Annotated in this window: 17 protein-coding genes and 1 pseudogene; 2 read left to right on the forward strand and 16 right to left on the reverse strand. The window is 53.8% G+C overall.

What is annotated here, in order from left to right; translation table 11 throughout:
- On the forward strand, positions 1–1,422 hold a 1,422-nt coding region (locus PAT3040_RS18665), incomplete at its 5' end, for a glycoside hydrolase family 13 protein (protein ID WP_258235050.1).
- Positions 1,423–1,702: 280 nt separating this feature from the next.
- The gene (locus PAT3040_RS18670; protein WP_108993913.1) at positions 1,703–2,944 is read left to right on the forward strand and encodes a sugar phosphate nucleotidyltransferase; all 1,242 of its coding nucleotides are present in this window, start codon (positions 1,703–1,705) and stop codon (positions 2,942–2,944) included.
- A gap of 121 nt (positions 2,945–3,065) precedes the next feature.
- On the opposite strand, the gene PAT3040_RS18675 is transcribed toward PAT3040_RS18670, so the two are convergent.
- The 16 genes and pseudogenes from PAT3040_RS18675 to PAT3040_RS37190 all read right to left on the reverse strand — a co-directional run.
- Positions 3,066–4,931, reverse strand: a complete 1,866-nt coding sequence (locus PAT3040_RS18675; protein ID WP_108993914.1) for an FAD-dependent oxidoreductase — start codon at positions 4,929–4,931, stop codon at positions 3,066–3,068.
- A gap of 2 nt (positions 4,932–4,933) precedes the next feature.
- On the reverse strand, positions 4,934–5,761 hold the full coding sequence (locus tag PAT3040_RS18680) for a hypothetical protein (RefSeq protein WP_108993915.1): 828 nt from the start codon (positions 5,759–5,761) through the stop codon (positions 4,934–4,936).
- Positions 5,762–5,776: 15 nt separating this feature from the next.
- On the reverse strand, positions 5,777–8,110 hold the full coding sequence (locus tag PAT3040_RS18685; RefSeq protein ID WP_108993916.1) for a helix-turn-helix domain-containing protein: 2,334 nt from the start codon (positions 8,108–8,110) through the stop codon (positions 5,777–5,779).
- Between the two features lie 22 nt (positions 8,111–8,132).
- Positions 8,133–9,026, reverse strand: coding sequence for a carbohydrate ABC transporter permease (locus PAT3040_RS18690; protein ID WP_108993917.1), 894 nt, complete (start codon positions 9,024–9,026; stop codon positions 8,133–8,135).
- Between the two features lie 50 nt (positions 9,027–9,076).
- Positions 9,077–9,982 (reverse strand): ABC transporter permease, encoded by a 906-nt coding sequence (locus PAT3040_RS18695; RefSeq protein ID WP_108993918.1) that lies wholly within the window; start codon positions 9,980–9,982, stop codon positions 9,077–9,079.
- A 66-nt stretch (positions 9,983–10,048) separates the two neighbouring features.
- The gene (locus tag PAT3040_RS18700) at positions 10,049–11,692 is read right to left on the reverse strand and encodes an extracellular solute-binding protein (RefSeq protein WP_181376711.1); all 1,644 of its coding nucleotides are present in this window, start codon (positions 11,690–11,692) and stop codon (positions 10,049–10,051) included.
- Positions 11,693–11,860: 168 nt separating this feature from the next.
- The gene (locus tag PAT3040_RS18705; RefSeq protein WP_108993920.1) at positions 11,861–15,910 is read right to left on the reverse strand and encodes a CBM96 family carbohydrate-binding protein; all 4,050 of its coding nucleotides are present in this window, start codon (positions 15,908–15,910) and stop codon (positions 11,861–11,863) included.
- A gap of 364 nt (positions 15,911–16,274) precedes the next feature.
- Positions 16,275–17,153, reverse strand: a complete 879-nt coding sequence (locus PAT3040_RS18710; RefSeq protein ID WP_108993921.1) for a DUF72 domain-containing protein — start codon at positions 17,151–17,153, stop codon at positions 16,275–16,277.
- 20 nt (positions 17,154–17,173) lie between these two features.
- A complete protein-coding gene (locus PAT3040_RS18715) occupies positions 17,174–17,638 on the reverse strand; it encodes an MEKHLA domain-containing protein (RefSeq protein ID WP_108993922.1) in 465 nt (154 codons plus the stop codon).
- A 166-nt stretch (positions 17,639–17,804) separates the two neighbouring features.
- Positions 17,805–19,718, reverse strand: a complete 1,914-nt coding sequence (locus PAT3040_RS18720) for a glycoside hydrolase family 5 protein (protein WP_258235051.1) — start codon at positions 19,716–19,718, stop codon at positions 17,805–17,807.
- Between the two features lie 15 nt (positions 19,719–19,733).
- Positions 19,734–20,555 carry a carbohydrate ABC transporter permease gene (locus tag PAT3040_RS18725; RefSeq protein WP_108993982.1) on the reverse strand — a complete coding sequence of 274 codons (822 nt, stop codon included), beginning with the start codon at positions 20,553–20,555 and terminating at the stop codon, positions 19,734–19,736.
- A gap of 92 nt (positions 20,556–20,647) precedes the next feature.
- Positions 20,648–21,538, reverse strand: coding sequence for a carbohydrate ABC transporter permease (locus PAT3040_RS18730; protein WP_373863955.1), 891 nt, complete (start codon positions 21,536–21,538; stop codon positions 20,648–20,650).
- Between the two features lie 53 nt (positions 21,539–21,591).
- Positions 21,592–22,911, reverse strand: coding sequence for an ABC transporter substrate-binding protein (locus PAT3040_RS18735; protein ID WP_108993923.1), 1,320 nt, complete (start codon positions 22,909–22,911; stop codon positions 21,592–21,594).
- 591 nt (positions 22,912–23,502) lie between these two features.
- Positions 23,503–24,612: a response regulator transcription factor gene (locus PAT3040_RS18740; protein ID WP_108993924.1), complete on the reverse strand. Its 1,110-nt coding sequence runs from the start codon at positions 24,610–24,612 to the stop codon at positions 23,503–23,505.
- Positions 24,605–26,410: a sensor histidine kinase gene (locus PAT3040_RS18745; RefSeq protein ID WP_108993925.1), complete on the reverse strand. Its 1,806-nt coding sequence runs from the start codon at positions 26,408–26,410 to the stop codon at positions 24,605–24,607. Before PAT3040_RS18745 ends, PAT3040_RS18740 begins: the two co-directional genes overlap by 8 nt.
- A gap of 99 nt (positions 26,411–26,509) precedes the next feature.
- Positions 26,510–26,799 (reverse strand): annotated as a pseudogene (locus PAT3040_RS37190) (glucan endo-1,6-beta-glucosidase); the annotation flags it as partial.

The raw sequence follows: 26,799 nt of genomic DNA on the forward strand, positions 1-26,799 counted from the left end.
GATTTCGAAGGGCATTACATCCATGCCATCGATCTGTTTGACGCCCCCCAATGGGCCAAGGAAGCCATTTTCTATCAGATCTTTCCCGATCGTTTCGAAAATGGAGACGCGTCCAACGATCCGGAAGGCATCTTGCCTTGGGGAGAAAAGCCGGAGAGAGAGTCCTTTTTTGGAGGGGATCTTCAGGGCATCATCAATCGCATCGGCCACTTAAGCGAGCTGGGCGTAAACGCCGTTTATCTGACGCCGATCTTCCGCTCTCCTTCGAATCATAAATATGACATTACCGATTACCGCGAGGTTGATCCGCAGTTCGGAGACAAGGAGCTGCTTAAGAAGTTGGTCCAACAATGTCATGAGCGCGGCATCCGCGTCGTCATGGACGCCGTTTTTAATCATGCGAGCGAACAGTTTCTCCCGTTTCAGGATGTCCTGGAGAAAGGCGAGCAGTCGGAATACAAGGACTGGTTCCATCTGGGCGGATTCCCGGTTGAAGTAAAAGATGGCGTCCCGAACTATGACACGTTTGGTTTCTACGGCCATATGCCAAAGCTGAATACAGCGAATCCCGACGTCAAGCAGTACTTGATCGAAACAGCAATCAACTGGATGAAAGATACGGGGATCGACGGCTGGCGGCTCGATGTCGCCAACGAAGTGGACCATCACTTCTGGCGCCACTTCCGCAAAGCGGTCAAAGGGGCGAACAAGGACGCTTTTATTATTGGCGAAGTCTGGAGCGATTCGCTGCGCTGGCTGCTCGGCGACCAGTTCGATTCGGTTATGAATTATCCATTGACGGAGCTGATGCTGGGCTTTTTTGCCGATCGAAAGTTCTCTTCCGCCCAATTTGCGGAACATGCGAACAAGCTCCTGATGCGATATCCGCAGCAAACCAATGAAACGCTGTTTAACCTGTTGTCGAGTCATGACATTCCGCGTTTGATGACCCGCTGCGAGGGCAATGTCGGGAGAGTAAAACAAGCCGTCGTCTATATGATGACCACCATGGGCTTGCCTTGCGTGTATTACGGCGACGAGTTTGGATTGGACGGAGGCGACGACCCCGATTGCCGCAAATGCATGATCTGGAACGAGGAACACCAGAACCGGGACCTGTTTGACTTCTACAAATTAATCATCGCTCTAAGAAAAGAACATGCCGTCCTGCGCAGCGGCCGTTTCCGCGTATTGTCGGCACAAGCTGACGGCGGCTCTCTTATTTACGAACGGCTGGACGACAATGAGCACTTTACGATATGGATCAACCGTTCGGATGAATACGTCGAGCTTCAACACCCCATGATAGAAGGCGGATGGCAGGATGCATTAACCGGCGAGGGGATCGACAATCCGGACGGCAAGCTGGTCATCGGACTTGAGCCGAATGGATACCGGATCGTATGGCGGAAGATCAAATAGCGCAGCGATCAAACAACGAGCTTGTTTCAAATACAGGTAATAACGTGTAAGTAATGGTTACCAATACAAATTGACGAGGGCGTGTCTGAATACTCCGAGGGTAGCAGATTTTGCCGAATTTTCGTTCCATGCAAGGAACTTTTGTGAAGGCGTACCGGGGGTACGTCAAGCAAAAGTGACGAAGCAGGGGGCGGAAAGGCGGTGAAAGATGCCCCTGAGCGGGTTTTCAGACACGACCTAGCGATACCAACCCAAATAAAAAAGCTTGGAGGACGAGATAATGACGCAAATGGTTTGTATGGCCATGCTCCTGGCAGGCGGCGAGGGCAAACGGCTGGCACCGCTTACCGATTCACTTGCTAAACCGGTTGTACCGTTTGGAGAACGGTATCGGATGATCGATTTTCCGCTTAGCAACTGTTTGAACTCGGGCATTCGCAGGATCGGAGTGTTGACCCAGTATTGCGCCGACACGGTTCACCGCCATATCGGGGATGGAGGCGCTTGGCTTAACGCTATACCGACCAAACATCTGGGCGAAATTGCGATGCTGCCGGCTTCCGATCATTCTCCGAGCGGCTGTTACACAGGAACTGCCGACGCGATTTATCGCACTTTATCCTACATCGAGCCCCGCAATCCGCAACATGTTCTCATTTTGTCGGGCGACCATATTTATCAAATGGATTACCGACCCATGCTGGAGGCGCATATCCGCAGCGGGGCTTCTGCTACAGTAGCGGTTAAACGGGTACCCTGGCATGAAGCAAGCCGATTCGGCATTTTAAATGTAAACAAAGATTATGGCGTCGTCGAATTCGAGGAAAAACCCGCCCGTCCAAGAAGCAACCTGGCTTCTATGGGCATCTATTTATTTCGTACGGACAAGCTGAAGGAAGTGTTGGAGCAGGATGCATCCAACCCGGCTTCCAGCCATGATTTCGGCAAGGATATTATACCGAAGCTGCTGGAGGATGGCGACAGCCTTAACGCATATCCTTATGAAGGCTACTGGCGCGATGTCGGTACGGTAGACAGCTTGTGGGAAGCCCACATGGAGCTGATCGACGGCACGCTCCGGTTGTCAAAGTCTCATTGGCCGCTTCTCTCGGGCTACGCGCCGGCCTCTGCCCGCCGCGATCGCCGCAACGGGACCGCGCCTCATGACTGCATCGTCGATCCTCATTGCCGGATGGAAGGCGCCGCGCAACGTTCGATTATGGGCACGGGTTCGGAAATCGGCAAAGGCAGTCTTGTCTACGAGAGCGTCATTATGCCTGGCGCAAGGATTGGACGAAACGTCCGTATTCATAATTCGATTATCGGCGAAAACGCAGTCATCGAGGACGGTGCTGTCATCGGTATTCCACAAGGGGAGAAGATTACTGTCGTTGGGCCGGGAGAACGTGTAAGCGCGGAGCGCATAACGGTGCCTCAAAGCCGCGATACCTTTGCAGCCTTGCTGTCTGGTGCCGGACGCCGCGATCGCGAACTGCATGCGAGCAAAGCATTCAGCTATTAATACGACACGAAGCTTTTCCGCACACGCAATAACAAGCCAGCAAAGCAGATCCAATTACAAAAGCCGTGCCCCTGTCATCAGGCGCACGGCTTTATCGTTTCATCTCCATCCTCGATCTTGTTCAGACTACCTTCCGCTCCACGATAAGCTTCATATTTTCGGCAATGGAGTAATGGTACGTTCCAGGCTTCTGGCCGGTTATACGCGAAATATAAGCGTCATGGCCGACCGCTCTCTTTAAGATGCCGCCGATCCGGTCCCGCTGACCCGGGCGATCCCCATAAATTTTCAATAAGGCCATCATGGCATGGGAGAAAAATTGGAAATAAATTTCGTTGAATTTTTTCGGTTTAAAGATATCGCTGGTATCCACACCTTGGTAAATCGGCTTGTTCAGCTCCTCGGGCTCGCATACAAGCCGCTCCAGCTCGTCGATGCTGCCTTCGTCCCTGAGCTTGCCCAGCAGATAGATTGCCATATAACCGCGCATCTGGTTGTTCTTGCGACAATCCTTGAGCTGGAAAGCGTCCCTCTCGGCCAACATCCCGCGCAGCTCGGGCAGCGCCGCCTCGTCGCCCATCAGTCCCAGCGCGAATGCGCTGTGCTTCCGAAGATAGGCGTCATCATCGCTCAGCCATTCTCGAAGCGCGGCTCCAACCTCGGCATGCCCCAGCCGAAAAGCGGACCAGATGGCGATCCCCGGCGAGTCGGATGCAAGCCCGCTGCGAATCTCCTCGAGATCCTCCAACCATTTGATGCGTTGCGGCGGCTTGCGATCGGCCGGATACGCGACCTGGTATCCCTTGTCGTTAGCAGGATCGTAGCAGCCCGTCTCGGCCAAATAGCCGACCAGATCCTCGTAAGGCACCTCTTTAACGGGCACGCCCTTGTTGATCGCCAGCCAGGCCGCCGTCGCCGCCGCTTCCCCGCACTTCTGCATGTCGCGGTTCATCCGGACGCAGGTGGACAAGCTATGGTCGACCGCGAGACAACGTCCGGCGGCCATCAGTCCGTCGAATCCCCGCGGGATCATTGCGCCTAGCGGCACGGGCACCGTCACATTGATCGCCCCGAGATTGCTGCCTACGAACCAGTCGGCAAGCTCCTCGGATTCGAAGGCGTGATCTCTGCCATGTTTGTCGATATCGGCATAGGCGTAGAACAGGGGCTCATCGGTAACCCGATCCGCGAAAAAGTGATCCAGCTTAATCGTCTCTTCCCCTTCGATCAAACGCCCTTCCCTGATGCCGAGCAGCGGCGCAAGATACAACATGCGCCCCTTGCCATCCTCGTACTTTTCCTCCAGATGCTGCGAGTGGGAGAATAGAATCGCCCGGGACAGCTCCTCGCCGTCTCTCTGATCCGTGCAGCCCGAGTCAAAATTAATCCAGCTCACCTTCCGGTTCGCCGCATAAACCTTTACGCTCGTAAACGGCTGCGTTCGATGATCGAGTTCCCGTCCCACGCTCGTAGCGCAACCCGCCATGGAACAAACCTCCGCGTCGCCCGTGCAGTCGATGATAATCTTGCTGGCGGCGCTCCGGATGCCGCTAGGCCCGATCCACTGTATGCCCGCTGCCCGTTTGCCTTCGAGATAGACGCCCGTAATCGAAGCCTCGAAGACAAGCTCGGCGCCTGCGAGGACCGCTTCCTGCTCCAGCACGTATTTTTTGGCTTCCACGTTGTAGGCGCCTGACTTCGCGTAGACCGATTCGCTCAGCTCTGCCGCTTCCCGGTCCAGCGTCTCGTAGAGCCCGCCCTGCGAGCCGAAATAATAGCCGTTTACAGAGCCGGAGGTGCCCATGCCGCCCATGCTGTTCAAACGCTCGATGCCAAGCGCCTTCAGCCCTCTTTTTGCTGCCGCGATCAGCGCCATGGAGCCCGATGTCCCAAGTCCCACGACGATAATATCGTAGGCAAGCGGAAACTCGACCTCACCAACTTCCTCGGCGACAACCTCGCCGGCCATTCGTTGAGATAGCAGCATCTTCAGCTCACCTTCCTTCCCGTTGCTTCAATGCCAGCCTCGTAGGCCTCAAGCGGATTGCAATAAGCCGCGGACGTCAAGCGCTGGATACGTCCTTCCCCCGATGAGCTGCATGCAGCCATCTCTATCTCAAAGCATGTCGCCACCGCGCAAATCCGCCAGTCCAACCATTCCCCCGTCCTGTCCGTCCAGACACGGTTGAGATTACTTCTTGCCTGCACCCAATCATCTTCGTTCCCGATTGCTAGCTTGAGAATAAGCTCTCCGCCAAGCTTGCCCTTCACGATCTCCGTCTCGGCATCCGGGACGACAAAAGCGTCTGGCATGACGGCATCAAGCGGCGTCTCTCCGACATACAGCAGCATGGCGTTAATTCGTCTGGCCGTTTTATCGGCGTCCATAACCGCTTTCGTCCGCGTATCGATGAGACGATCCGCTCTGACGACGCTTCGTCCCGAAGCATGATGAATCGTCACTTCCACATAATCGTGTTTCTCTTCGACATGGAGCACCTCCGTCAAAAGAAAAACGCGAAGCCCGGACTCATAAATCCGGTTATACAACACGGGAGCCAGGGCGGGAAGATGGACGAGACCGTCGTCGGACAAGATCCCTCTCTCCCTCAGCTCCTCTCTCAACGAGGCGCCGGAAGTCGATAACGGCGTATCGTTCCAGCCTCTCCCCGGATTAAAGCTATTAATAAATTCGTGACCGACAAGCGCCGTCCGCTCAATGACCAAAGTGCCGTCGGTATCTTCCAACGCTGCGCCCAAGCCGGTAAAGGTCGCTCCAAGCACAATGGTTCGATAATGACTGATTTCGGTCCCCATGGGTTCACTCCTCCGCTAGTCTTGCGCGTTATGGATATCGCGATAAGCGCTTGGCGTAATCCCCTCGTATTTCTTAAACAAGCGGATAAAGGTGCTTATGCTAAAGAAACCTACCCTATCGCTAATATCCTTAATATAAATGTCATCCTGCAGCAACAGTGCCTTGGACTTCTCGATACGCCATTTGTTGATGTATTCCGTCAGCGTTTCACCTGACTGCTCCTTAAAGTAACGGGAAAGATAGGACGGGTGAACCTCGAATTGCTCCGCGATCATGTTAATGCCGAGGTTATTATCGCCATACCGTTCTTCGATAAGAGCAAGCACGCCATCGTACAGCCGATATTTGCTCTTTTTCCTCCGCTGCTCCGCCAACGCGCAAATACGCTGAAGAAACTGGGACATGCGCTCGCGCATGACCATTACTGTGCTTCCGCTCGACAGCTCGCGGATCGCGGCAAGATTTTCTTCGTAGAGCTCCTCGCGAGAGAGGTTTGCCTCTATGCCCGCTTTCATCATCGTGCTGCACATATCGAACAGCAGACAACGGATCAGATCGGCCGATACGTTTTTCTGCTCCAGATTACAATCGATGATTTCATCCAGCGTCGACTTGGCCGCCACGTAATCGCCGGCATTGACGCAATTAATAAGCTGCTGCTCCTTCTCGATGGAATAGACGTAGGCCAGCTCGCGAACCGTGGTCTGCTCATACCAAATAATGGACTGCCCGCTCTGGAGCATGCGGTATTCCATCGCCTCCAACGCTTCTTGATACGCTGCGGGCAGCTCCTGGGCAGAATGTCGCATCGAGCTAATGGAAACCGTAAACAGAATACGGAATCTGCTGCCGATAAAGCGCTGCGCTTCTTCGGCCACACCCTTTAAATAAGCCATGGCGGCTTCCTGGGAAGTCTCGGTATTAAAATTGACGATACACGCCAGCATGTCGTCGATATCCGTCATCCAGCCTTGATGTTCCTGGCCCGCCAGCTCCTCCACGATGTTCGTCATGACAAGATGGACAAACTCCCGCTTCTTCTCGGCATCCTGCTCGTCGATTCGGAAAAAGCCGCTATAGTCTTCCAGATAAAACAGCATGACGGCTACTCCGCTGCCTCTCAGGCTGAGGCCGTGATCCGGCAATACTTCGGCAATAGGAACGCCGTCCTTGATTCTTCCCTTGAGCAGCCGGGCAAGCAGGCTGGAGCGGAGCGCCTGATTCTGGCGTTCGATCGTCTGATTCATCAGCTTGTAGCGATCAAGCGTGTTGTCCAGCGCTTCCTCCAGATAGTCGTATTCGGTCCCTTTGCTCCCTCTCGAAGGTTCGATTTCGCTGCGCGCCGCCACATTGCGAACGAGCCGCTGCAGCGGGTCATAATTCCGTTTGGCCATCCATACGGACAGAATGGAACCAAGTACTGCGGCAATCGCCAGCATGAGAACGGATAAATTGCGGATGTATTCCGCCTTTTGGCTATACAGCTCGGACGGCAATGCGTAGATGATCTTCCAGCCCGTCGTCTCCGACTTAATGTAGGACAGCGTCATCGGCTTTCCATCCCAATCTTCCGTTATCGTGCCGGAGCTGTCGTTCTTGCTCTCCGGAAGCTGAAAGCTGCGCTCTTGCGCGCTTGCTTGTTCGGAGGAGGCAAGGAGTCTGTCCTCATCATCCAAAATGTAGACGCTGCCTTGATTATAGGACTGCAAATTCCGGATGGATTCCATCAATCGACTTTGATTAAGCTCGATGACCAACGTCGTCCCCACAGATTCTCCTTTGCTTGGAAAGTGCAGCGACTGCGCGTACATAATGCCTGGCCGCGCGCCTTGGCTGAATTCTCCCAGGCTCATAAAGCGGCCGCGATGCTCCTCTGCAAGGTTGCTTCTCCAAGACGTGAGCGACAAGTCCGATTGACTATAGTTCAACTCGTAATAGAGTTCGTCTTCGTAATAGGAGCTGTCGGTCAATACAAAGTTGCCCGCGCTGAAATAAATATAGAAGTGGTCCACGAACCGATTCGCGATATTGTACGATTTGAAATCGGCGATGGCGTGCTTCATATTAAGCCTATCCTTGGCGTCGATGTTTTGTTGGTTGCTTATAATCGATCTGACTTTCGGGTTAAGCGATATCATCTCGGACAATCGATACACGTAATCCGTGTAATTTTCGATTTCCAGCTTGAGCTGGGAGAGCAAGGCGGAATTGGCTCGATGTATTTCGTCGTTGATTACATGTCTCGTTTGCCAGTAAGTGGCCGTCATCATAATGATAGGAATCAACAGAACAATGGCATACGATTGCAGCCATCTCCGCTGTACCCCTTTAGCCCTCCATCCTTGCATCCCCACACGCTCCGTTTCGTCGCTACCCTTTAATAGACCCAATCATAACACCTTTCACAAAATATTTCTGCAAGAAGGGGTACACCGCCAGGATCGGCAAAGTAGCCACGATAATAGTTGCATATTTGATGCTTTCGCCTACTGCCTCTACATCCGATGCCGAGGCGTCGCCCGACATGTAAGCTGTGCTGTTTTGGATCAATATCTCGCGCAAAATCAATTGCAGTGGGAACAACTCCCTGTCGCGAAGGTAAATCATGGCGCTGAACCAGGAGTTCCAATGGCTGACTCCGTAAAAAAGGACCATCACGGCCATAACCGGCAGCGAAAGCGGGAGGACGATACGGAAAAGGATGGTGAAATCCTGTGCGCCGTCCATACGAGCAGACTCGATCAAGCCATCCGGAATAGCCTCGAAGGATGTACGCAGAATGATGAGGTTCCATGTTGAGATCAAGCCCGGAATGATGAGGGCAAGCAGTGAATTCCCTAAATCCAGCCAGTTATTGACAAGCAGGTACATAGGAATGAGTCCGCCCGAGAAAAACATCGTGAAAACGATTAACAACATGACGGTTCGGGTCCATGGAACGCCCTTGCGCGAGAGCACGTAAGCTCCCAGACTGGTCATGAATAAGTTAAGCAGCGTTCCGCCTACCACGATGACGATCGTATTGACATATCCGCCGATAATATTGGGATTCTGGAACACCTTCACGTAAGCATCCAAATTTAAGCCTTGCGGCGACAGCAAAAGACCGGTGTGCGAAATCAATTGTCTCGAATCGCTTATCGATGACAGCAGTACATAGATAAACGGATATAAGGTGATCACGATCATGAATAACATGAACAGGACAAGTATGGCCTGGAAAATACGTTCACCCTTTGTTTTTTTGACGGATGTTGTCTCCATCTGTAAAGCCTCCTATTGGCAGATTACCGCTTGAATGTCGTTACGCGCCGTTACCATAGGCTGTTCTCGCTTACTTTCTTGCTGAATCGGTTTGCCGCGAGCAGCAGCATAAAGTTGATGGCCGATTGGAACAGGCCGATTGCCGTCGCATAACTGAATTCATTGGTCCCGCCCAAGCCTTTCCGGTACACGAACGTGCTAATAACGTCTGCCGTCACGTACGTGCTGGGATTATACAGCAGTATGATTTTTTCAAAGCCGACATCCAACATGTTGCCGATCTTAAGAATGAACAGAATTGTGATGATGGCAGCCAGTCCCGGCAAAGTAATATGAAGCGTTTGCTTCCAACGATTCGCGCCGTCGATGCGGGCAGCTTCGTATAGCTCGGGATTGATGCCTGATATGGCCGCTAGATAAATAATGGAGCCCCAGCCAACGCTTTGCCAAATATCCGAAATGACGTATACCGCACGGAAATATTCGGGGTGGCCGAGCAAGGCTGTACGATCCATGCCGAACCAGACTAGAATATCCGTGACTACTCCTTCTCTGGCTACGAATTGCGTAATCATCCCGCAGATGACGATCATGGAGATGAAGTGCGGCAAATAAGTGACGGTCTGCACCATGCTCTTGAATTTTTTCCCGGCGATCTCGTTGATCAGCAAAGCGAAGAGAATAGGCGCCGGGAACGAGAACAGAAGCATGTATAAATTAAGCAGAAGCGTATTCTTCAACAGACGCCAAAAGTAGTAGCTGTCGAAGAAGCTGATAAAGTGGCTGAAGCCCGCCCAGGAGCTGCCCAGAAAACCGTCGGCGATCCGGTAGTTCTTGAATGCTATGATAGCTCCGTACATAGGCACGTAATGAAAAATAAAATAATAAAGGATGACGGGAGCGATCATGAAATACAGATATTTATGTCGCCGGTAATCCTTCGCAATGAATCGCATACAATGTGCCTCCTTTATGCCTAACCGTTCGGAGAAGCGCATGGGAAGCGCTTCTCCGACCCCGTTCTATCGCTTCATGTAACGCTCGTAGGCCGATTGATAAATTTCGATCGCGCGTTCGATCCCCATCTTCTTCAATTGCGCCGTGTAGCCGTCGAACTCGGCAATCGGCGCCGCGCCCATCACGAACTGCATGAACATTTCTTCGAAGTACGTGTTCACCTCCGCCATGATGGAGGATAATTCCTGACCTTCGTCGACCGTCGGCGTTACGCGAGGCAGGCGAGTGTCCTTAAGATTGTCATAATATTGATTGAATAATTTAACCGCGTGCTTCTGCTGATCGAAGCTGTAATACTGTTCGGTGTAACGATCATCGCCGACAAAACCAGGGGATGGCGTAGATACGCGAAGATATTTGGCCATCGCGTCGCCGATGGACAAGCCGTCCGGGTTATTGACAATCAGATCCGTATATTTGGGATAATCGCCTTCGAGCGTGTAAGTCGTGCCTTCTACGCCGAACGACTTCAATAAATTGCCTTCCTCGGAGTACAAGTAGTCCAACCACGCGGCGGTACGCTCCGCGTTTTTGTTCGCCGGCGTAATCCCCGCGCTGTTCTCGCCGCGGTAATCGTAAGCCGCCGTGAAGAATCGCGGCTCTTCTCCTTTGTTCAGCACCGGGTGCTGCGCCGCCACCAGATCATAGGCCGGATTGCTATCCTTGTTGGCGGTCAAGTATTTGCCCATTGCCGATCCGATAAAGGCCGGAAACGCGCCTGCCGAGCCGTTGGTCGCCTTGGCATCCTTGGCCGCCCCGTCTTGCGTGGCGAAATCGGGATCCAGCAGACCGTCCTTGTACCATGCGTTCAGTTGGGTAAGATAGTCCTTGTAGCCAGGCTCGATAGGACCGTATTTCACTTGGCCGCCGTCGAGATAGAAACCGATGCCAATGCCGAAAGCTCCGTTAAACCTTTCGCTTTTGAATTCGGCCAGCGTCATAGTCAGAGGCGTCTTGGCGCCTTTCTTTTCTTTGAATTGCGTGAGGACGTTCGTCCATTCCTCGATCGTTTCCGGGACCCCAAGCCCCAGCTCATCCAGCCAGTCCTTGCGCAGCACCAAGCCGCTGCTGACGTTGGAATTGCCTGTGCCGAGGGCGGGGAATGCGTAGATCGTTCCGTTATCCGTGCTGATCTCCTTTTTCATCTCCGGATTGGCGTCCAGGTATGCTTTTAAATTCGGCGCATGCTGCTCGACTATGTCATTCAAGGGAATGATGACTTTATCCGAGATCGCTTTCTCCGGTCCGCCAGGGTAAGTCGTAAAATTGTATTCGATGACGTCCGGCAGCTTGCCCGATGCGATCAATAAATTAAATTGTTCGGCCTCGGAGCCGACGGCCGGATGTTCGAACTTCACTTTTACGTTGGTCCGCTTCTCCAGCTCTTGATAGAATAAGGATTCGCCGTATTCCTTAAGCGATCTTGCCGCGAATGCGTTCAAGCCGGTCCAATACGTCAATGAAATGGGTTCCGACGATGCGGACGAATCGCCAGGCGACGGCGCCGCGGAATTGGTCGGTGTGCCCGTGTTCGGTGCGGAATTATTGTTATTACCCGTGTTGCCCGAGCAGCCCGCGATAAGCGCCGATGCCAGCACCAGCATCACGGCTTGCTTCCGCCAGAGCGGACTTCTTGTGTTGTTAGCCAATGTAGATGACCTCCTGTTTATATGGGTTTGAACCGGTCTTGATTGCGCTCCGGATTCGACCTTAGTGTATCCCGGCTTCAGAGCGCGGCACAATCGACAACTCTTGATTGCGTAAGCGCTTGTTAACCTGGTCATGAGATGGAAAGCCGGGTTATTAGATAACAATCCTCAATCTTCAATGCCATTGCTGCCACTTGCGGAGGGGCCCGCTATCGGTTCGGAACGATAAGATCGAATCCGCAGGTAAGGTTTATTCGCTGCATTCTCCTTGCTGTTTAAAGTAGCAAATGCGCCTGCCCCATCATTTAAAACAGCCAAAGTGGCGATTTGGTCTCCCGTTGCTTCGCCTTTAACGTAATCCGTTATATCGAATTCGCGATACATCGCCTGGTTATCCATCATTGCCGACAATAATAAAGTGCCAAGCGCGGGTTTATTGTTCCAATTCAGACTAGACTCGCTCCAGTTGTCATCCGCTACTCTAAACAGTCTGCTGTTTCTGGTCTGATCTGCATCCGTTATGGCTCCGTACAAATATAGCTTTGCCGAATCCATCTCGCCTTCTATTTCGCTTAAATCGAACTTTAAGAAGGTTTGACGATTAAAGTTCCCGCCGGCATTATTTAGCTCCAGCAATACCTGGCTTCCATAATTGTCGATAGCAAAGGTTCCGCTTCTAACATGCGCATCTTCGATTGGAAGAAGATCCGTCACTATTTCTTCATAATAAACGCGAATCGCAATCGTCGCCGATTTGGTTACGCCGCCCAATGTTACAGAGGCGGTTAGATGAACGGAACCTGCCGCAAGAGCCGTTATTTGGCCCGTTTGATCAATTGCGACAATGGATGGATCGTCGCTGCTGTATGCGATGTCCGCTTGGCTTAAATCGACCGGAGCGCCCGTCTCCAGCTTCGCTCGAACTTCCAGCACGGCGTTTTCACCTACGATTAGAACGGATTCTTGGGAATCTAAATCAACGGATACATCGAAGTCCTCCGGCTCGAACAAATAAGAGCTGACCCGCAAATACGGTTTATTGTTCGCGCTTTCCCTGCTGTTAAACGATGTGTATTGACCGGTACCGTCCTGCATAATGGCCAAGCTTGCGATCTGGTCGCCGGCATCTTGGCCGAATATATAATCCGTTATATCAAGCTCATGATACGCAGCCGCCGTATCCGTAAATGCCGATGCCAGATAATCGACTTGCGCGGGTTTGTTATTCCAATTAACGGCCGTCTCTGTCCAATTGTCATTTTCGACGCTATAAAGCTTGTTTTCCTTGGGATTGCCGGAACCGTAAACATAGAGCTGCGAAGAAAAAATCTCGCCTACAATCGGGCTTAAATCATATTTCAAATAGGAACGGCGATGGAAATCGCCCCCGCCTCCATTGACTTCAAGCCTTGTCGAACTTCCATAATTGGTTTCGGCGTAGGCTCCGCTTCTGACGAAAGCGTCTTCAAAGGGGTGCAGATCGACAACGATGGCTTGACCGTATGGGATACGTATCGTTATCGTTGCCGCTCTTGTAACGGCTGCATGGGTTACGGTGGCCGTAAGATGGACGGTGCCTCCATTTAATGCCGTCACATTGCCGGACTGATCGACAGTGGCAAGCGTTGGATTATCGCTGCTGAATTCGACAACCGCATTCGATAAATCAAGGGGTTGACCATCCTCCAGACTAGCGGAAACATCCAATGCGGCGCTGTCGCCGACAAGCACGACGGACTTGTCGGCCGTCAAATGAACTTGACCCAATTCCGGCCCGCCGAATCCCGGTGCAGGGGCTGCCGTGTCGTAAGCCAGCTTGAAACTGTGAGTGCCGCCGCGCGAATCAGCCGTGTTGACTTCGACTTTGATGTTCGGCGTCGTACGCAGAACGGTAACGGATGGATCCGCGCTGATGACCGATGTTCCAACCTTGTCGATTTCGAACACAAGCTTGTCGCTCGTATGCGTAGGGTCGGAAACCGCAAACGTCAGTTCTCCGGCGGCATCCTTCATCATAACGGAAGACGGATTATACGACCACACATCTTCATACATGCCGCCTTCCCAGAAATTAATGCCCGTCAGGCCAAGACTCGTTTCCGTTACGGCTTGAATTCCGCTCGTGTTTTGCAAAATTTGTATGGTTGGATTTTGGCTGTAGCTCTCCGTCCCCGCTTCGTCCCGGTTCGGCAGCAATACATAAGCATAGGTCGCATCATCGGGATTATGGCCATGGTCAAACCATAGAGAAAGATAGTTTCGTGTAAGCAGAGGATCCGGGCTTGGCAAACTGGATGTCGAGATATCTCCCCATCGTCCGGATCTTGCTTCCCTCAAGCTCTTGATCGTCGGAGAGTCAGGGAAATAGTAGCCGATGTCCGAACCCGGCACGCTTCCTCCCAGATGAGCCCAGTTGACGCCCGTCATCGTCTCCGACCAGCCAAGCGCATCGGATTTCAATGTCCCGTTTACGGTCAACGCATTATCGCCGATGGCGTTCAGTTTTCTATTTTCGACAATCGTCTCGATCGCGCGGTTATCCGTGCTTGTAATGCCGGCGCCGAGCGCAACCACTTCATCGTCAAACATAAACCAGGACTTTTTCGCCGTTAGCGAGCTTGGGGTAATGACATCGCCGTTTGCATTCAAATCGCCTGACGCCTTCAGATCCATGCCAACCGCTCCGTAAAGCCCATCGAACACAGAACCGCCTACCCACGTATTGGGACTCAAATATTCCTTTTGATAAGGGATGCCGGTCACCGTTCTCGCAAGCGTATCCACAGTCGTTCCCGGCATTCGGTAAGGATTGACCGTAGACCAAAATTCTTCGCTGTATTGCGACAGGTCGTTGTTATACAAATAAGTCATTCCATCGGCCGTGTACCACGCCTTCATGTTTACATTGCTGATCGACTCGTAATTATAAATGCGGTTGGAAGACATGCTAAGCCCGATACCGAATCCCGGCCTAAGATGAACGGCCCGATCCATATTGGAGAATTGCTTCTGCTCGATCAACTCTCCTCTGGAGACAATCGATTGATCCGCCATAATCTCTTTCGCCAATATCGTATTGTCTATCGGTCCGCTTGCATAAAAATTTCTAAACGTATCCGCCTGAATCCAATATTTCAGCATGCTCTTCATTCTGGCCGCGTCGGCAGGAGGAGCAAATTGGGATATACGAAGAATAGCCGCCATCGTCAAATGGCCAACGGCATGATCCTGGAATGCATATCTTGAAATTTCTCTTCCCCGGACCATGTCCATCATGGCGCCCTTATAAATCAAGGGCTCGAAGGATTGATAGACCCACTCGTAGAGATGACTTAAATTCGGGTCCGTCACTTCCCATCTGGACCCATGCAGCAGGTCCACGATGACTGCGATCTCCCCGAGCAGCGACTTTCCGTACCCGCCGTTATAGGGGTGCTTGATATGCTGGATAAAGGAACCGTCCCTATAAAAACCATCTCCGCTTTCCGAGTAAGGAAGGATCAGACTGACACGATCTCTCGCGATTTCCAATAATTCCTCGGACTTTACGATGATGCCGTGATAAGCCATAATTTGCGTTTTCCACATCAGGTTGGCGCCTGTCATCAATCTGATGTTCGGATCGGACGAAAATTTGTAGACGGCGTTCATATAGTTTGTAATTTGCGTGCTTGTGAACTCGTCGTACATTAACATGACGACAGCAGTTATGCTTTGCGGCGCCCCGATCTCCCAATGATACCAGCTATTGTCTACGGTTTCCCACCCGGACGACAGCGTATCGTTATATCGATTATCGTGCAGCCAATCCATGGCCGATACAATGTCGTCTCTAAGCATGTTATTCCCGTACAAGGACGAACCTATCGTCGAATAGGCAACCGCCATCGCTTCGACCCGAGAGTAGCTGGATGCCATATGGTGCGATCGGATCGGATTGTTAAGATCGTTCCATAAATAGGTGCGTGCCGGATCTTTAATTAACGTATCCCAGTGAAGCTGTCCCGTATTTGATATTCTGGCCAGCTTGGTTGCGATATCCGGATCATTGACATCGTAAGAAGTATCGCCTACGAATTTATTTCGCAGCACATCGAATTCGTCTAACGTTGCTGCATTGGCCGATGCCTGGCTTGATAAGCTTCCATAAGGATTATGGATGGCGGCCGTCATCAGAAACAGCACCGTAATCAAAATTTTACAGATAAATGTTTTCATACACGAATAACCTCCTGTCAAACCTCATTTTTGTAAGTGCTTTCAAGATTGGAGTTGACATTCCCTTCTACCATTTGCACCCCTTTCTAAAAACCGGAATCCACAATAAATTTTCTTAGCCTATTGAAACAATCTGACTTATCTAAGCAGCTATTACTGAGTGTAGCCCCGCTTTTACGGCCTGCACAATCGACAACTGTTGATAATGTAGGCGTATGCTAACCTGGTCATGAGATAGAAAGCCGGGTTATCAAATAACAATTCCTTGCGCATGACGCCATTTATAAGAGCCTGTGCCAAGGTAAAAAAGCCGTCGCCCTCTTATCCGGCGCAGCTTGTTTCATACCGAGATAAAACCTGTATGTCAAAATAACTCGAGCTGCTCCGGCTCGGGAGGCGGCAGCTCAAGCGGATCTCCTCCGCCTGGCTTTCGCAATCCCAGCATGGACATCATCGTCTTGGCATTGCCTGCGGCATGCCCGCCGGAATTGTTGTTAAAAATGACGGCAACGCGTTTGCTTTGCTGCTCCAGCTTTTGCAGCTTCGACTTCCACTCCGTCAGCTCCTGCTCCGAATAATGGTACAAATAGCGGACCTCTCTCCAGTTCGGGCCGCCTCCATTATTCCAGTTCGCGACATTTCGTCCATGAAACCGGACGATCGTCGTTTCCGCATCCGTCGTCTCCAGCACCTCGGGGATGCTGCCGATCCCCGCCTGAGGTTCGTCGCAGACGCTATGAATCCAGCCCTCCTCCCGCATAAAATCGAGCGTCCGCTCCCGCATCCCGCCATCGAACCAGCTTTGATGCCTAAACTCGAGGGCGCAAGGAAAACCTTCCATTCTGCGCTTTATCTCGCGCAGCTCCCTGACATTTCGGCTCGCGCAATCAAACCAAGGCGGATATTGAAACAGCGCAGCCGTCAATCGCCCGCTGCTTTGCGCAGGCTCCAGCATGCGGCAAAAAGCATCCGCCATCGCGGCGGGATCGTTGCTACCAGCTGCCGGCCCGCGTTGGTGGCCCGTCATGCCTTGATAGGCTTTGACGACAAAGGACAGGGTGGCAGGCGAGCCGTTCACCCAAGCCTCGAACCTCTCGGGCGGCTGTATCGCATAAAACGTGCTGTCCACCTCGACAACGGGAAAGTGGCTGCCGTACACGTTAAGCTTCTCTCCTTGCTTCGTTCCGGCGGGGTACAAGGTGTCGTGATCGCCCCACCCGGCAAGCCCGATCAATAGGGTCATCCTGTGTCCCTCCTTCGTGCCTAGATGTATGTAAATGCCGAGAAAGTCGCCGCTTGTCCGCGATTAGCCCCATAGTCATCCACTAGATTCCATACCGTTGCATTCACGATATAAAATCGTTTGCCCGTACTCGAGATGCGTATGCCCGTATAATCGTCGACATACCCTCGTTCAGCGACTTGCGCAAGGAAACGCGCCCGCTCTTCGCGCTCCATGGGCTCAGCCGTCAGCCGCGACGGTGTCCGGACGAAGGTCTCCATATCCATTTCCCAAAGCGCTCTCGCCGCCCGGTTGCCGTAGTTTAGCACGGGGTCCTGCTCCGTGTCGTGAGACAGCACGATAATGTCTGCCTCCTCGATGACGGCGGCGGGATCGGCTCCGTCCGGGACGCGAAGCAGCTCCTTGCCCGTGAGCCGACGGTAACTGTCCAGCAGCAGCCGGGCATGGATCTCCCTCGTGCCGCTTCCCCTTATCTCCTGTGCCAACGTCCTCTCTCCCCTCTTAACCTGTTGATTCCATCATGCCGTATCTGGAAGGCTATATCAAGTGCAAGAGCCGCGCGGACTAGTGTCCAACGCGGCTCTATAATGTTAAAGGCAAACGATGTTTCCGTGCTAACCTGGCCGCTCTGCCATTGATTGCGGGCGGATCCTAATCGGCGTTCAAGCGAAGCGATTCGTCAGCATCCCCTATATTCACCCACATCACCCGGATTTTTCCTTCCAAACAGGTCAGGCGCAAACTCTGGGTTCCTGCCGAATGGGCAACTCGACAAACCGTTTGTCCTGTATGCCAATCGGTCTCTTGCACGTCCAGGGTAACAGTGCTCCCGTCGTTAAGAGCCAACCGAAGCTTCCCGTTGCCGTCTATCGACTGGAGTCGCAGAGCCACATCCAGCTTCGGGTCTTCATCCGTCCTCTTTCCTTCGCTGCTTCGTTCAAAGTCGTAAACAAACCAGTCTCCGACGGTCATCTCCATGCATAACCACTGATCAAGCTCCCATTCTTCCCCCCCGCCATGTGCGAACGTCGCCGTCTCGCGATCACTTTGGACGAACGCGATGCGCGTTCCGTCCGAGACGCGAAATTGAACGCCCGCCTGCGCAGTGGATGCGGACTCAGCCGCAGCACGGTTGACAAAAGTTGGCCTCTCAGCCGAGCCAAAGCCAAAGCTTGTGCCTTCTCCCTTGTAGCCGTAAAAAACGGCAGGAATACGTAAAGGCGCTCTGCGCAGAAGAGCCCGGGCGACCTCGGGTTGATAATCGCAACGTTCCAGCGCCATGTTGTCAAGATATTCCCATAGAATGGTCCTCGCGACAGCCGGCTCCGGCTTCTCTCCGCCTTGCAGATAGTCGACGAGCAGCGGCCATCCCACCGGCTTGCGGATGGAGCAAGGCGAATTCGTTGTGTCCATCTTTTTCCACGTCCAGAAGTTCCAGGAGATATCATGGTCGTCGAACATCCGGAAGGCGCCCGTGTACCAGTCCTTGTTGTTCTCGCCGCCTTCGCCCATAAAGATGGGCACGTTCCAGCGGTCGCGGAAGTCGAGATACTTCGCGATGCTTTCCGTGTCGGGATTGTTCCAATATTTGTGGAATTGGAGCAGCACGTTGCTGTCAACAGGATCTTCGCCGAAGGCATTCTCGAAGATGGACCAATCCGTGGACCAATGAACGCCTTCCAGAATGATCATATGCCGCTCGTCCGCCTCGCGGATCGCCGCGATCATCTCCTTGTACAATGGCATCACCCGATCGTTGTAGTTCGAGAACCAATCCGGGAGCGGCTCGTTGAGCAGGTCGTATCCCGCGACGATCCATTCGTCCTTGTAACGTTCGGCGAGCGTGCGCCAGATCGCGACGGCTTCCCGCGCGCGGATTTCGTCCGTAAAAAGCTCCGGCCGATCCTGCTCGGAGTCGTCGATATTCGTACCCGTCTGCCCGCCGGGCGCGCCGTGAAGGTCAAGGATGACATACAGTCGATGCTCTCTGCACCAGCCGATGACGCGGTCGAGCAGCACGAGCCGATCTTCGCGAAGCCCAAGCGGCGCACGCGTCTCGGATTCGTGGTCCGGTGCGTCTCGATTGCGGATTGAGTCCTCTTCTAACGAATCAATATTAGGACTGGCCCGGTCCGTTGACGACGTAGCCTCAACTTGGGCCGATGTCTTGCTTTTGGTTTCATTCGGGCCCGCTGCTACTTCGACATGCGCTTCGGCACTGCCGCCCGGCCCTTCTCCCGTCAGAAATCTCGCGTTGATCGGCACCCGCACCGAGTTGAAGCCTTCCTCCGCAATCTTGGCGATATCCTCCTCGGCAATGTATCGGTCATAGTAGGTGGCCCAGAACAGATTCGCTTCCTCGGAACCGACAAGCGACTCGATCATGGCTTCGATTCGGCGAGGCCGGTCACCTCCTTCGGGGAATCGCCACATATAACCTTCCGGCAGCAGCCAGCTGCCGAAGCCAACGCCCCTCAATAAGATGGGCTCTCCTCTGCCGTTAACCAGCCTGGGGCCGTCCGCTTTGACGAAACCGTATACTTCTTCGTTTCTTATTGCGCTCATCTCTATTTATCCTCCCTACGACTTGATCGCGCCTTCCGAGATGCCATGCAGAATGTATTTCTGCAGCAGCAAATACAGGACGATGACCGGCAACATGGCAAGCACGAGCGAGGCGAGAATCGCGGACCAGTCGTTATTGTATTCGCCGAACAGCATATTGGTGGACAGCAATAACGTATAGCTTTTGAAATCCGTCAAAATAAGAAGCGGCAGCAAAAAATCGTTCCACATCCATAACATGTTCAGAATAGCGATCGTGGCCGTAATGGGCAGCAGGAGCGGCAAAATGACGACGAAATAAAGCTTGAATTCGCCGCAGCCGTCGATGACCGCAGCCTCGTCCAGTTCCTTCGGCACGGACTTGACGAAACCGTGATACAGGAAGATCGCTACCGCTACTCCGAGACCGATGTAGAGCAGGCCGAGACCGACGGCGGATCCCTGCAGCCCCATGTCGCTGCTGATCCGAACCAGCGTAATCATGATGGAATGGAACGGAATCAGCGTCGACATGACGAACAGTCCGAACAGGAAGCTGCTGAGCTTGCCAGGCGTCCGCGACAGCTTGTAGCCCGCCATCGACGCGAACAAGATGATCCCGGCCAGTCCGACCGCCGCGACGACAACCGTGTTCCACAGGCTTCGCATGTAATCCGTCTTGCGGAAGGCATCGGCGTAGTTACCGAATTCCAGCGTAGTCGGGAGCGCCAAAATGTTCGTCAGCATCTCCCCCTGCGTCTTGACGGAGTTCAGCAGCGCCATGTAGATCGGGAACAGCGTCACGACGGCCGCCAGGATCAGAAACAGGAACATGGAAGCGGAGCCCAGACGGCGCATGGTTTTGCCGCTGCTGTTGTCATTGTTGCTGGTGCTGTTGGTGGTGCTGTTGCTGGTGTGAGCATGGGCATGGTAGGATTGTGCAGATCCGCTCATGCTCTCACCTCCCTGCGCTTCATGACGGCCAGTTGGATGATCGTGATGATCATGACGATGCCGAACAGAATCATCGCCTTCGCGCTGGCGTAGCCGTAACGATTGGAGAAGCTGAACGCCTCTTCGAAAATGTTGATCGCGATAACCTGCGTCGATCGGCCCGGCCCGCCCCCCGTTAGCGAATAAACCGCGTCGAACACTTTGAACGAGCTGTTCAGCGTAAGGAAAACGCCGATTGTCAGAGCCGGGTAGATCATCGGCAGCGTCACATGCCGGAACAAGGTAAACGCCCCTGCGCCGTCGATCGAAGCCGCTTCCTTGAGCGTTTTCGGCACGCCTTGCAGCGCCGCAATGTAGATGACCATCAAGTATCCGACCCCGCCCCATAACGACAACGCCAGAATGGAGAAAAACGAATACTTGGGATCGCCGATCCACGATTCATCAAGCAGCAGCCAACCCGTTTGATCCGCCAGATAGGGGAAGACCCGCGTGAAAATAAACATCCACATGAAGCCGCCGATGATCAGGCTAAGCATGTTCGGCATGAAAAAGATCGTGCGGAACCAGACCCTGCTCCGTCCCATGGCTTCGATGAACAAGGCGAGCAGTATCGCAATCGCATTTTGCAGCACCAGCATGAACGCGACGAATTTGAACGTGAACCATAATGATTTCAGGAAAAAACGATCCCCCATCGCCTCGACGTAATTGGAGAACCCCACCATGCGGTAAGCGGGGTTCAGTCCGTTCCAATCCGTCAAGCTGTACCAGATGCCCCCGATGGCGGGGGCTAAAGTAAAGGCACAGTAGAACGCAAGCGCAGGGAGGACGAATAGGAGCAGCATCGCGGATGGCTTCAACTTTCTGGTTCTCGTTGTCATCATTTCTTTTCACTCCCGGTCCGATCCGGACGGGTTCTCCCGCCCGTTGCGCTGTCCTAGTTGCTCTTGACGGCGGTCTGCCATACTTTGTCGAGCGCCGCGATGATGTCGTCTTGCGTCACGTCCTTGATGTAATAGCTCTGGAGCAGCTTGGCCGTCTCGTCCGTCACGCCGTTTGGCAATTTGAGATCCAGATAGGCCTTGCCTTCGGAGACGTAGGCGCTCGCTTCGTTGACCCAAGGGAATACCTCGTACTGATGCACCGTTGCGATAGGATTGAACTTCAGTTCTTCGAACAGGGCCGAGGAATCTTTGTCGTCCAGAATGTAGTTAAGCAGATCAAGCGCTACTTCTTTGTTCTCGCTTGTCGGGGACAGGGCGAGCGAGGTGGATGTCGCCAGGTTGATCATGGCGTCCGCCGGATTGTTGCTCACCGGCAGCGGCGCGACGCCGAAGTCCATGTCGGGATTGACTTTCAGAATCGTCTCCGCGTTCCAAGAACCTTGCACCCACATGGCGGCGTTGCCGTTTGCGAATTCCGCGGAGCCTGCTTCGTTGCCTGTCTCGAACGGCTTATCCGTACCGTTTGCCATAATAATATCGATGATGTCGAATACCGAGCGCACATCGGCGTAGGAAGCGGTTCCTTCATTCATCTTTGTAATCCAGTCGGGATGCGCCGAGGAAACCGTGCCGCCCAGCGACAACGCCATCATCAGCTGCGGAATCCAGGATTCCTGGAAGGCAAGCAGAAACGGCTTGATTCCCGCTGCTTGCAGCTTCTCCGTCACGGCCTTCATTTCGTCGAGCGTTTGCGGAGGCGTCAGGCCTTGCTCCTTAAAGATCGTTTTGTTGTACAGATATCCCCACGACAGGCTTTCCAACGGCAGCGCGGCCACCTTGCCGTCGTATTTGACCGTCTCCGTCACCGCTTCGTACAGCTTGCCGACGAACGGCTGGCCCGTCAGATCCGCGACGTATCCGGCATCGTAGTAGGTTGGAATGTCGTTGGCGTGCAGCGTATACAAGTCGGGTGCGTCGCCCGAGGACAGACGCGATTGCAGGATTTGTTTCGCCTGGTCGGCGTTCGGCATTTCCAGCTGGATCGTGACGTCGATGTTTTTCTCCGCCAGCTGTTTCTCTTTGAACTGGGCAAAATATTGCTCGAACTGATCCTTAAATCTCGGGAAGCTCATAAACACCTTCAGCTCCACCTTCTTCGGCGGCTCCGTCGTCTTGACCTCGCTGGTCGGGCTGCCGCCCGTGGTCGGCTTCGCGCCGTTGTTCGCTCCGTTGCCGTTATTCCCCGAACTGCAAGCCGCCAGTACCGCGATTACCATCGTCAGCGTCAGCAGCAGATGAAGCGCTCTCTTCATTGTGAATTCCCCCTATGAGTTAGATGCAGCTTCAGTATAACGAAGAAATTAAGCGCTTTCTTTCGAGGATTTTAACGTCGCTATTTGTACAATATTGATGTGGGGCGACGGCGGCGCATTGTGCTCGGTTTTTCATACACACCTGCCCTCGAACCCCCGCCAACGTCGCATTGTGCTCGGTTTTTCATACACATTTGCCCTCGAACCTCCGCCAACGTCGCGTTGTACTCGGTTTTTCATACACATTTGATCGTCCCCGCCTGCCAGCGCCCCAATGAACTCGCTTTTTCATACACAATTGCCCTCGCGCCCTCGCCAACGTCGCTTTGTGCTCGGTTTTTCATACACACCTGCTCTCGAACCCCCGCCAACGTCGCATTGTACTCGGTTTTTCATACACACTTGCCACGTGCCCCCGCCAACGTCACTTTGTGCTCGGTTTTTCATACACACCTGCCCTCGAACCCCCGCCAGCGACGCATTGTGCTCGGTTTTTCATACACATTTGCCCTCGCGCCCCCGCCAGCGACGCATTGTGCTCGGTTTTTCATACACAATTGCCCTCGCGCCCGCAACAGACGTGTAATACCATTACTCTCTCTCTTTGCGGAGCTCTCCCGGCGTGATGCCGAAGTGTTTTTTGAACACTCGGTAGAAATACGCGATGTCTTCATACCCCGACAGTTGAGCTGCGTGCTTGATAGGCAGACGGTCCACTGCAATGAGGGAACGTGCCTTCTCCATCCGTTTGCGCACGATATAATCCGAGAGGTTCTCGCCCGTACGTGCTTTAAACGCGCGGCTGAGATGCTCCCGGCTGATCAGGAATTGCCCCGATACCGTCTCCAGCGAGATCGCGTCCTGAAAATGGGCGTCAATGTAGGCAACGACATCCTCCATATCCAGCCTGCTACGGGACTGACGCAAGGAGAGCAGCCCTTCGACGGCCAAAGCGTAAATCTCGCCAACAGCCAGCGCAGCCTCTTGCGGAGAGGCTGTGCTCCTCAATGTAACGGAGCCCGTGGCCGTATCAATCATGCCGTTCGCGGCGACGCCCCTGTCAAGGAGCAGCTGCTCCAGCGTCACTTCCTGCTCGGACAGGAACTGCTCCAGCATGAACAACAAATCGCTCGCGATCCGGGACGAGCCGCCGGCTTCCGCCACGCTAGTCTTCGCGCTTGCAAGCTCGCGGGCAAGCGACTCGAAGGCGCCTGCGATCCGCTCTTTGTCCAGCGAGAGCAAGCTGGCGTAGATGCGGGCGCGGTGACCCGCGTAACGCTGCACGTCTTCGCCGCTTGCGAATATGGAAGAGCGGGTGCCCGCTTCGCGGTCCAGCTCCTCCTTGCATCTAGCAAGAGCAGCATTCAAGTCCTCGGGGCTGATCGGCTTGAGCAAATACTCCATGGCTCTGGACCGGATCGCACCTTTTGTATAGATGAAATCGTCATAACCGCTCATGACGATCAGCTTCGTGCCGGGATGGCGCACATGAAGCGCCTGCAGCAGCTCAGCACCATCGATGCCGGGCATTCGCATATCCGTTACAACGATATCGGGGAGCTGATCGCCGATTTGCCGCAGCCCCTCCGTTCCATCCTCGGCTTCTCCCGCCACGCGGAGCCCCAGCTTTTCCCACTCGCCAAGCGCCTTAACGACCTCCCTCGACCACGGCTCGTCGTCCATGATAAATACGTTATACATGCCGTTCCCCCTTCTCGCTTGCGCCTTCACCAGCCAGGCCGTCGGCCGGCATCGTCAGCACGACTAGCGTGCCCTTGCCTTCCGAGCTGAACAGCCTGACTCCGTAACGTCTGCCATAACGAATAGCGATCCTCCCGTGCACGTTGGAGAGACCGATGCCGCGCCGGCTTCGCCCCTCTTCGGAAGCAGAAGCGGACGCGGAAGTCCGTTCGCCAGAAGCCAGCTCCTTCCGCAAGGCTTCCAGCTTATTGCGCCCCATCCCGACGCCGTCGTCCCTCACCATCAACACCAGCGTCCCGCGAATCAACCTTGCCTTTACCTCAAGCGACCACTCGCCTTCCTTGCCTTGCAAGCCATGCTCGAACGCGTTCTCCACGATCGGCTGCAGAGTGAACTTCGGAATATCGACGCCCCCCGTACCTTCCTCCGCGTCCACCTGGACCGAACATCGCCCCGCGAAACGCTGCTCCTGAATAAACAAGTAGTTGCCGGTATGCTTAAGCTCGTTGCTTAGCTGAACCGTCTGCTCCATCTCCGAACTAATGGAATAACGAAGAAGATCGCCTATCACATACGTGACTCGATAAATTTCCGGAGCGCCCTTCGCGAGCGCCATTCCTCCGATCATATGCAGCGTATTATTGAGGAAATGCGGATTGATCTGCGCCTGCAAAGCGATCAACTGAGCGTTTTTGACATCGATTTCATGCTGGTACTCATTCTCGATGAGCGCCTTCATCCGGGCCATCATGAAGTTGTAGCCAGCCTCCAGCAAACCGATCTCGTCCTTGCTCTGCACGGACTTCATCTCGAAGTCGTGAATATGCGACTTCCTCATCGTCTTCGCCAGGCTGACGATAGGGCGGCTGATGCGAAGCGATACGACGATAGACAGCAGAATGGATACCGCCGTAAACAACACCCCGGTCCATAGACCGGCCGTCATTGTCCTCTGGGCGATGGCATCGATCGTCGCGGCAGGTATCGCCTTGATGACCTGAAGCTCCCCGCCGCTAACCCGCTTAGAGAACACATAGTCGTGTTTCGTCCTGACGAACGCCACATCCGAAGAGCGCGGTTTGTCTCCTTCCAACACGCGGAGCAGCTCCGGATCGTCCGGCAACGGCGAAGAGCCGGGAAGCAGCTCGCCCTCGTCGCTGACGAGATAGATCGCGCTTTCTGGCCCCGATTGCAATAATTCTCCCGCCTGCCCCCATACTTTGCCGTCAATTCGTACGGAGATGCCGCCAATCAACCTCTGTCCCTGGAATTCGTTCATAGAATGGTACGCGCTCAGCATGTCGCCGGACGCCTTGAAATACAAGCCTGCCGGTTCGCTCAACATACGACTCCACGGACCCTCCCTAATATCCAGCGAATGGGTGATGCCGCTATTGGCATAATTGACGGAGTACGCCCGCTTCGTGGCATGGATGTACAATGTCAAATTGTCGATCTTGCGGGAGAACGAATAGTAAGCCGTGTTCATAGCTGCGAATAAAGCATTCTGCAACCGATAACGCTCCCCCGCTTCCATATCGTCGATACTTGTCAAATCGCCAATCAGGTCGGAACGGATATGAAGCGCATAAAACAAAGTATCCACCTGCTGGATCAATTCGTCCAAATATTGGCTCGCCCAGATCATTCGGGATTCGTTGGCATCAATCATCTCCTTCTCCACGGAGCTTCTCGTATTGTTCGTAGCTTGCCAGGTTACCGTAATAACCGGCAACGTCGTTAACGTGATCATAAGCACCATTAGCCGGAAGCGGATGCTGATTCGTTGCAGCGGCATAGTCTCCTCCTGCTCCCGGCTCTCCGGGACGTACTGTTGTAAGGGTCTTGTCTCTTACCTACAATTCGCTCTCTTGTAAGCGTTCTCCTGCGCTACCGCCTACAAGGTTCGCACGAGCTCGAACCGATCGAACACGGCCCAGGCTCCGGCATTCGCAGACGACCAGACACCAACCTCGATAGTACCGTTGGTCACCGCGATGCCGCTGATCTCGTACGGGGTCCAGACTGCCGTTCCGCTCGCGATCGGAGCGGTCAGCTCCGCGCCGCCGTACCCCTTGGCGTACAACTGCAGCGCCAGGTGTCCCGTGCCGGATCGCGCCCATGCCCTTAGACGGTAGGTCCCGTTCGGCACGGCCAGCGTCTGCCCCGTCAACTGCTGATACGCCG

The sequence above is a fragment of the Paenibacillus agaridevorans genome (assembly GCF_003112455.1).
Taxonomy (GTDB): domain Bacteria; phylum Bacillota; class Bacilli; order Paenibacillales; family Paenibacillaceae; genus Pristimantibacillus; species Pristimantibacillus agaridevorans.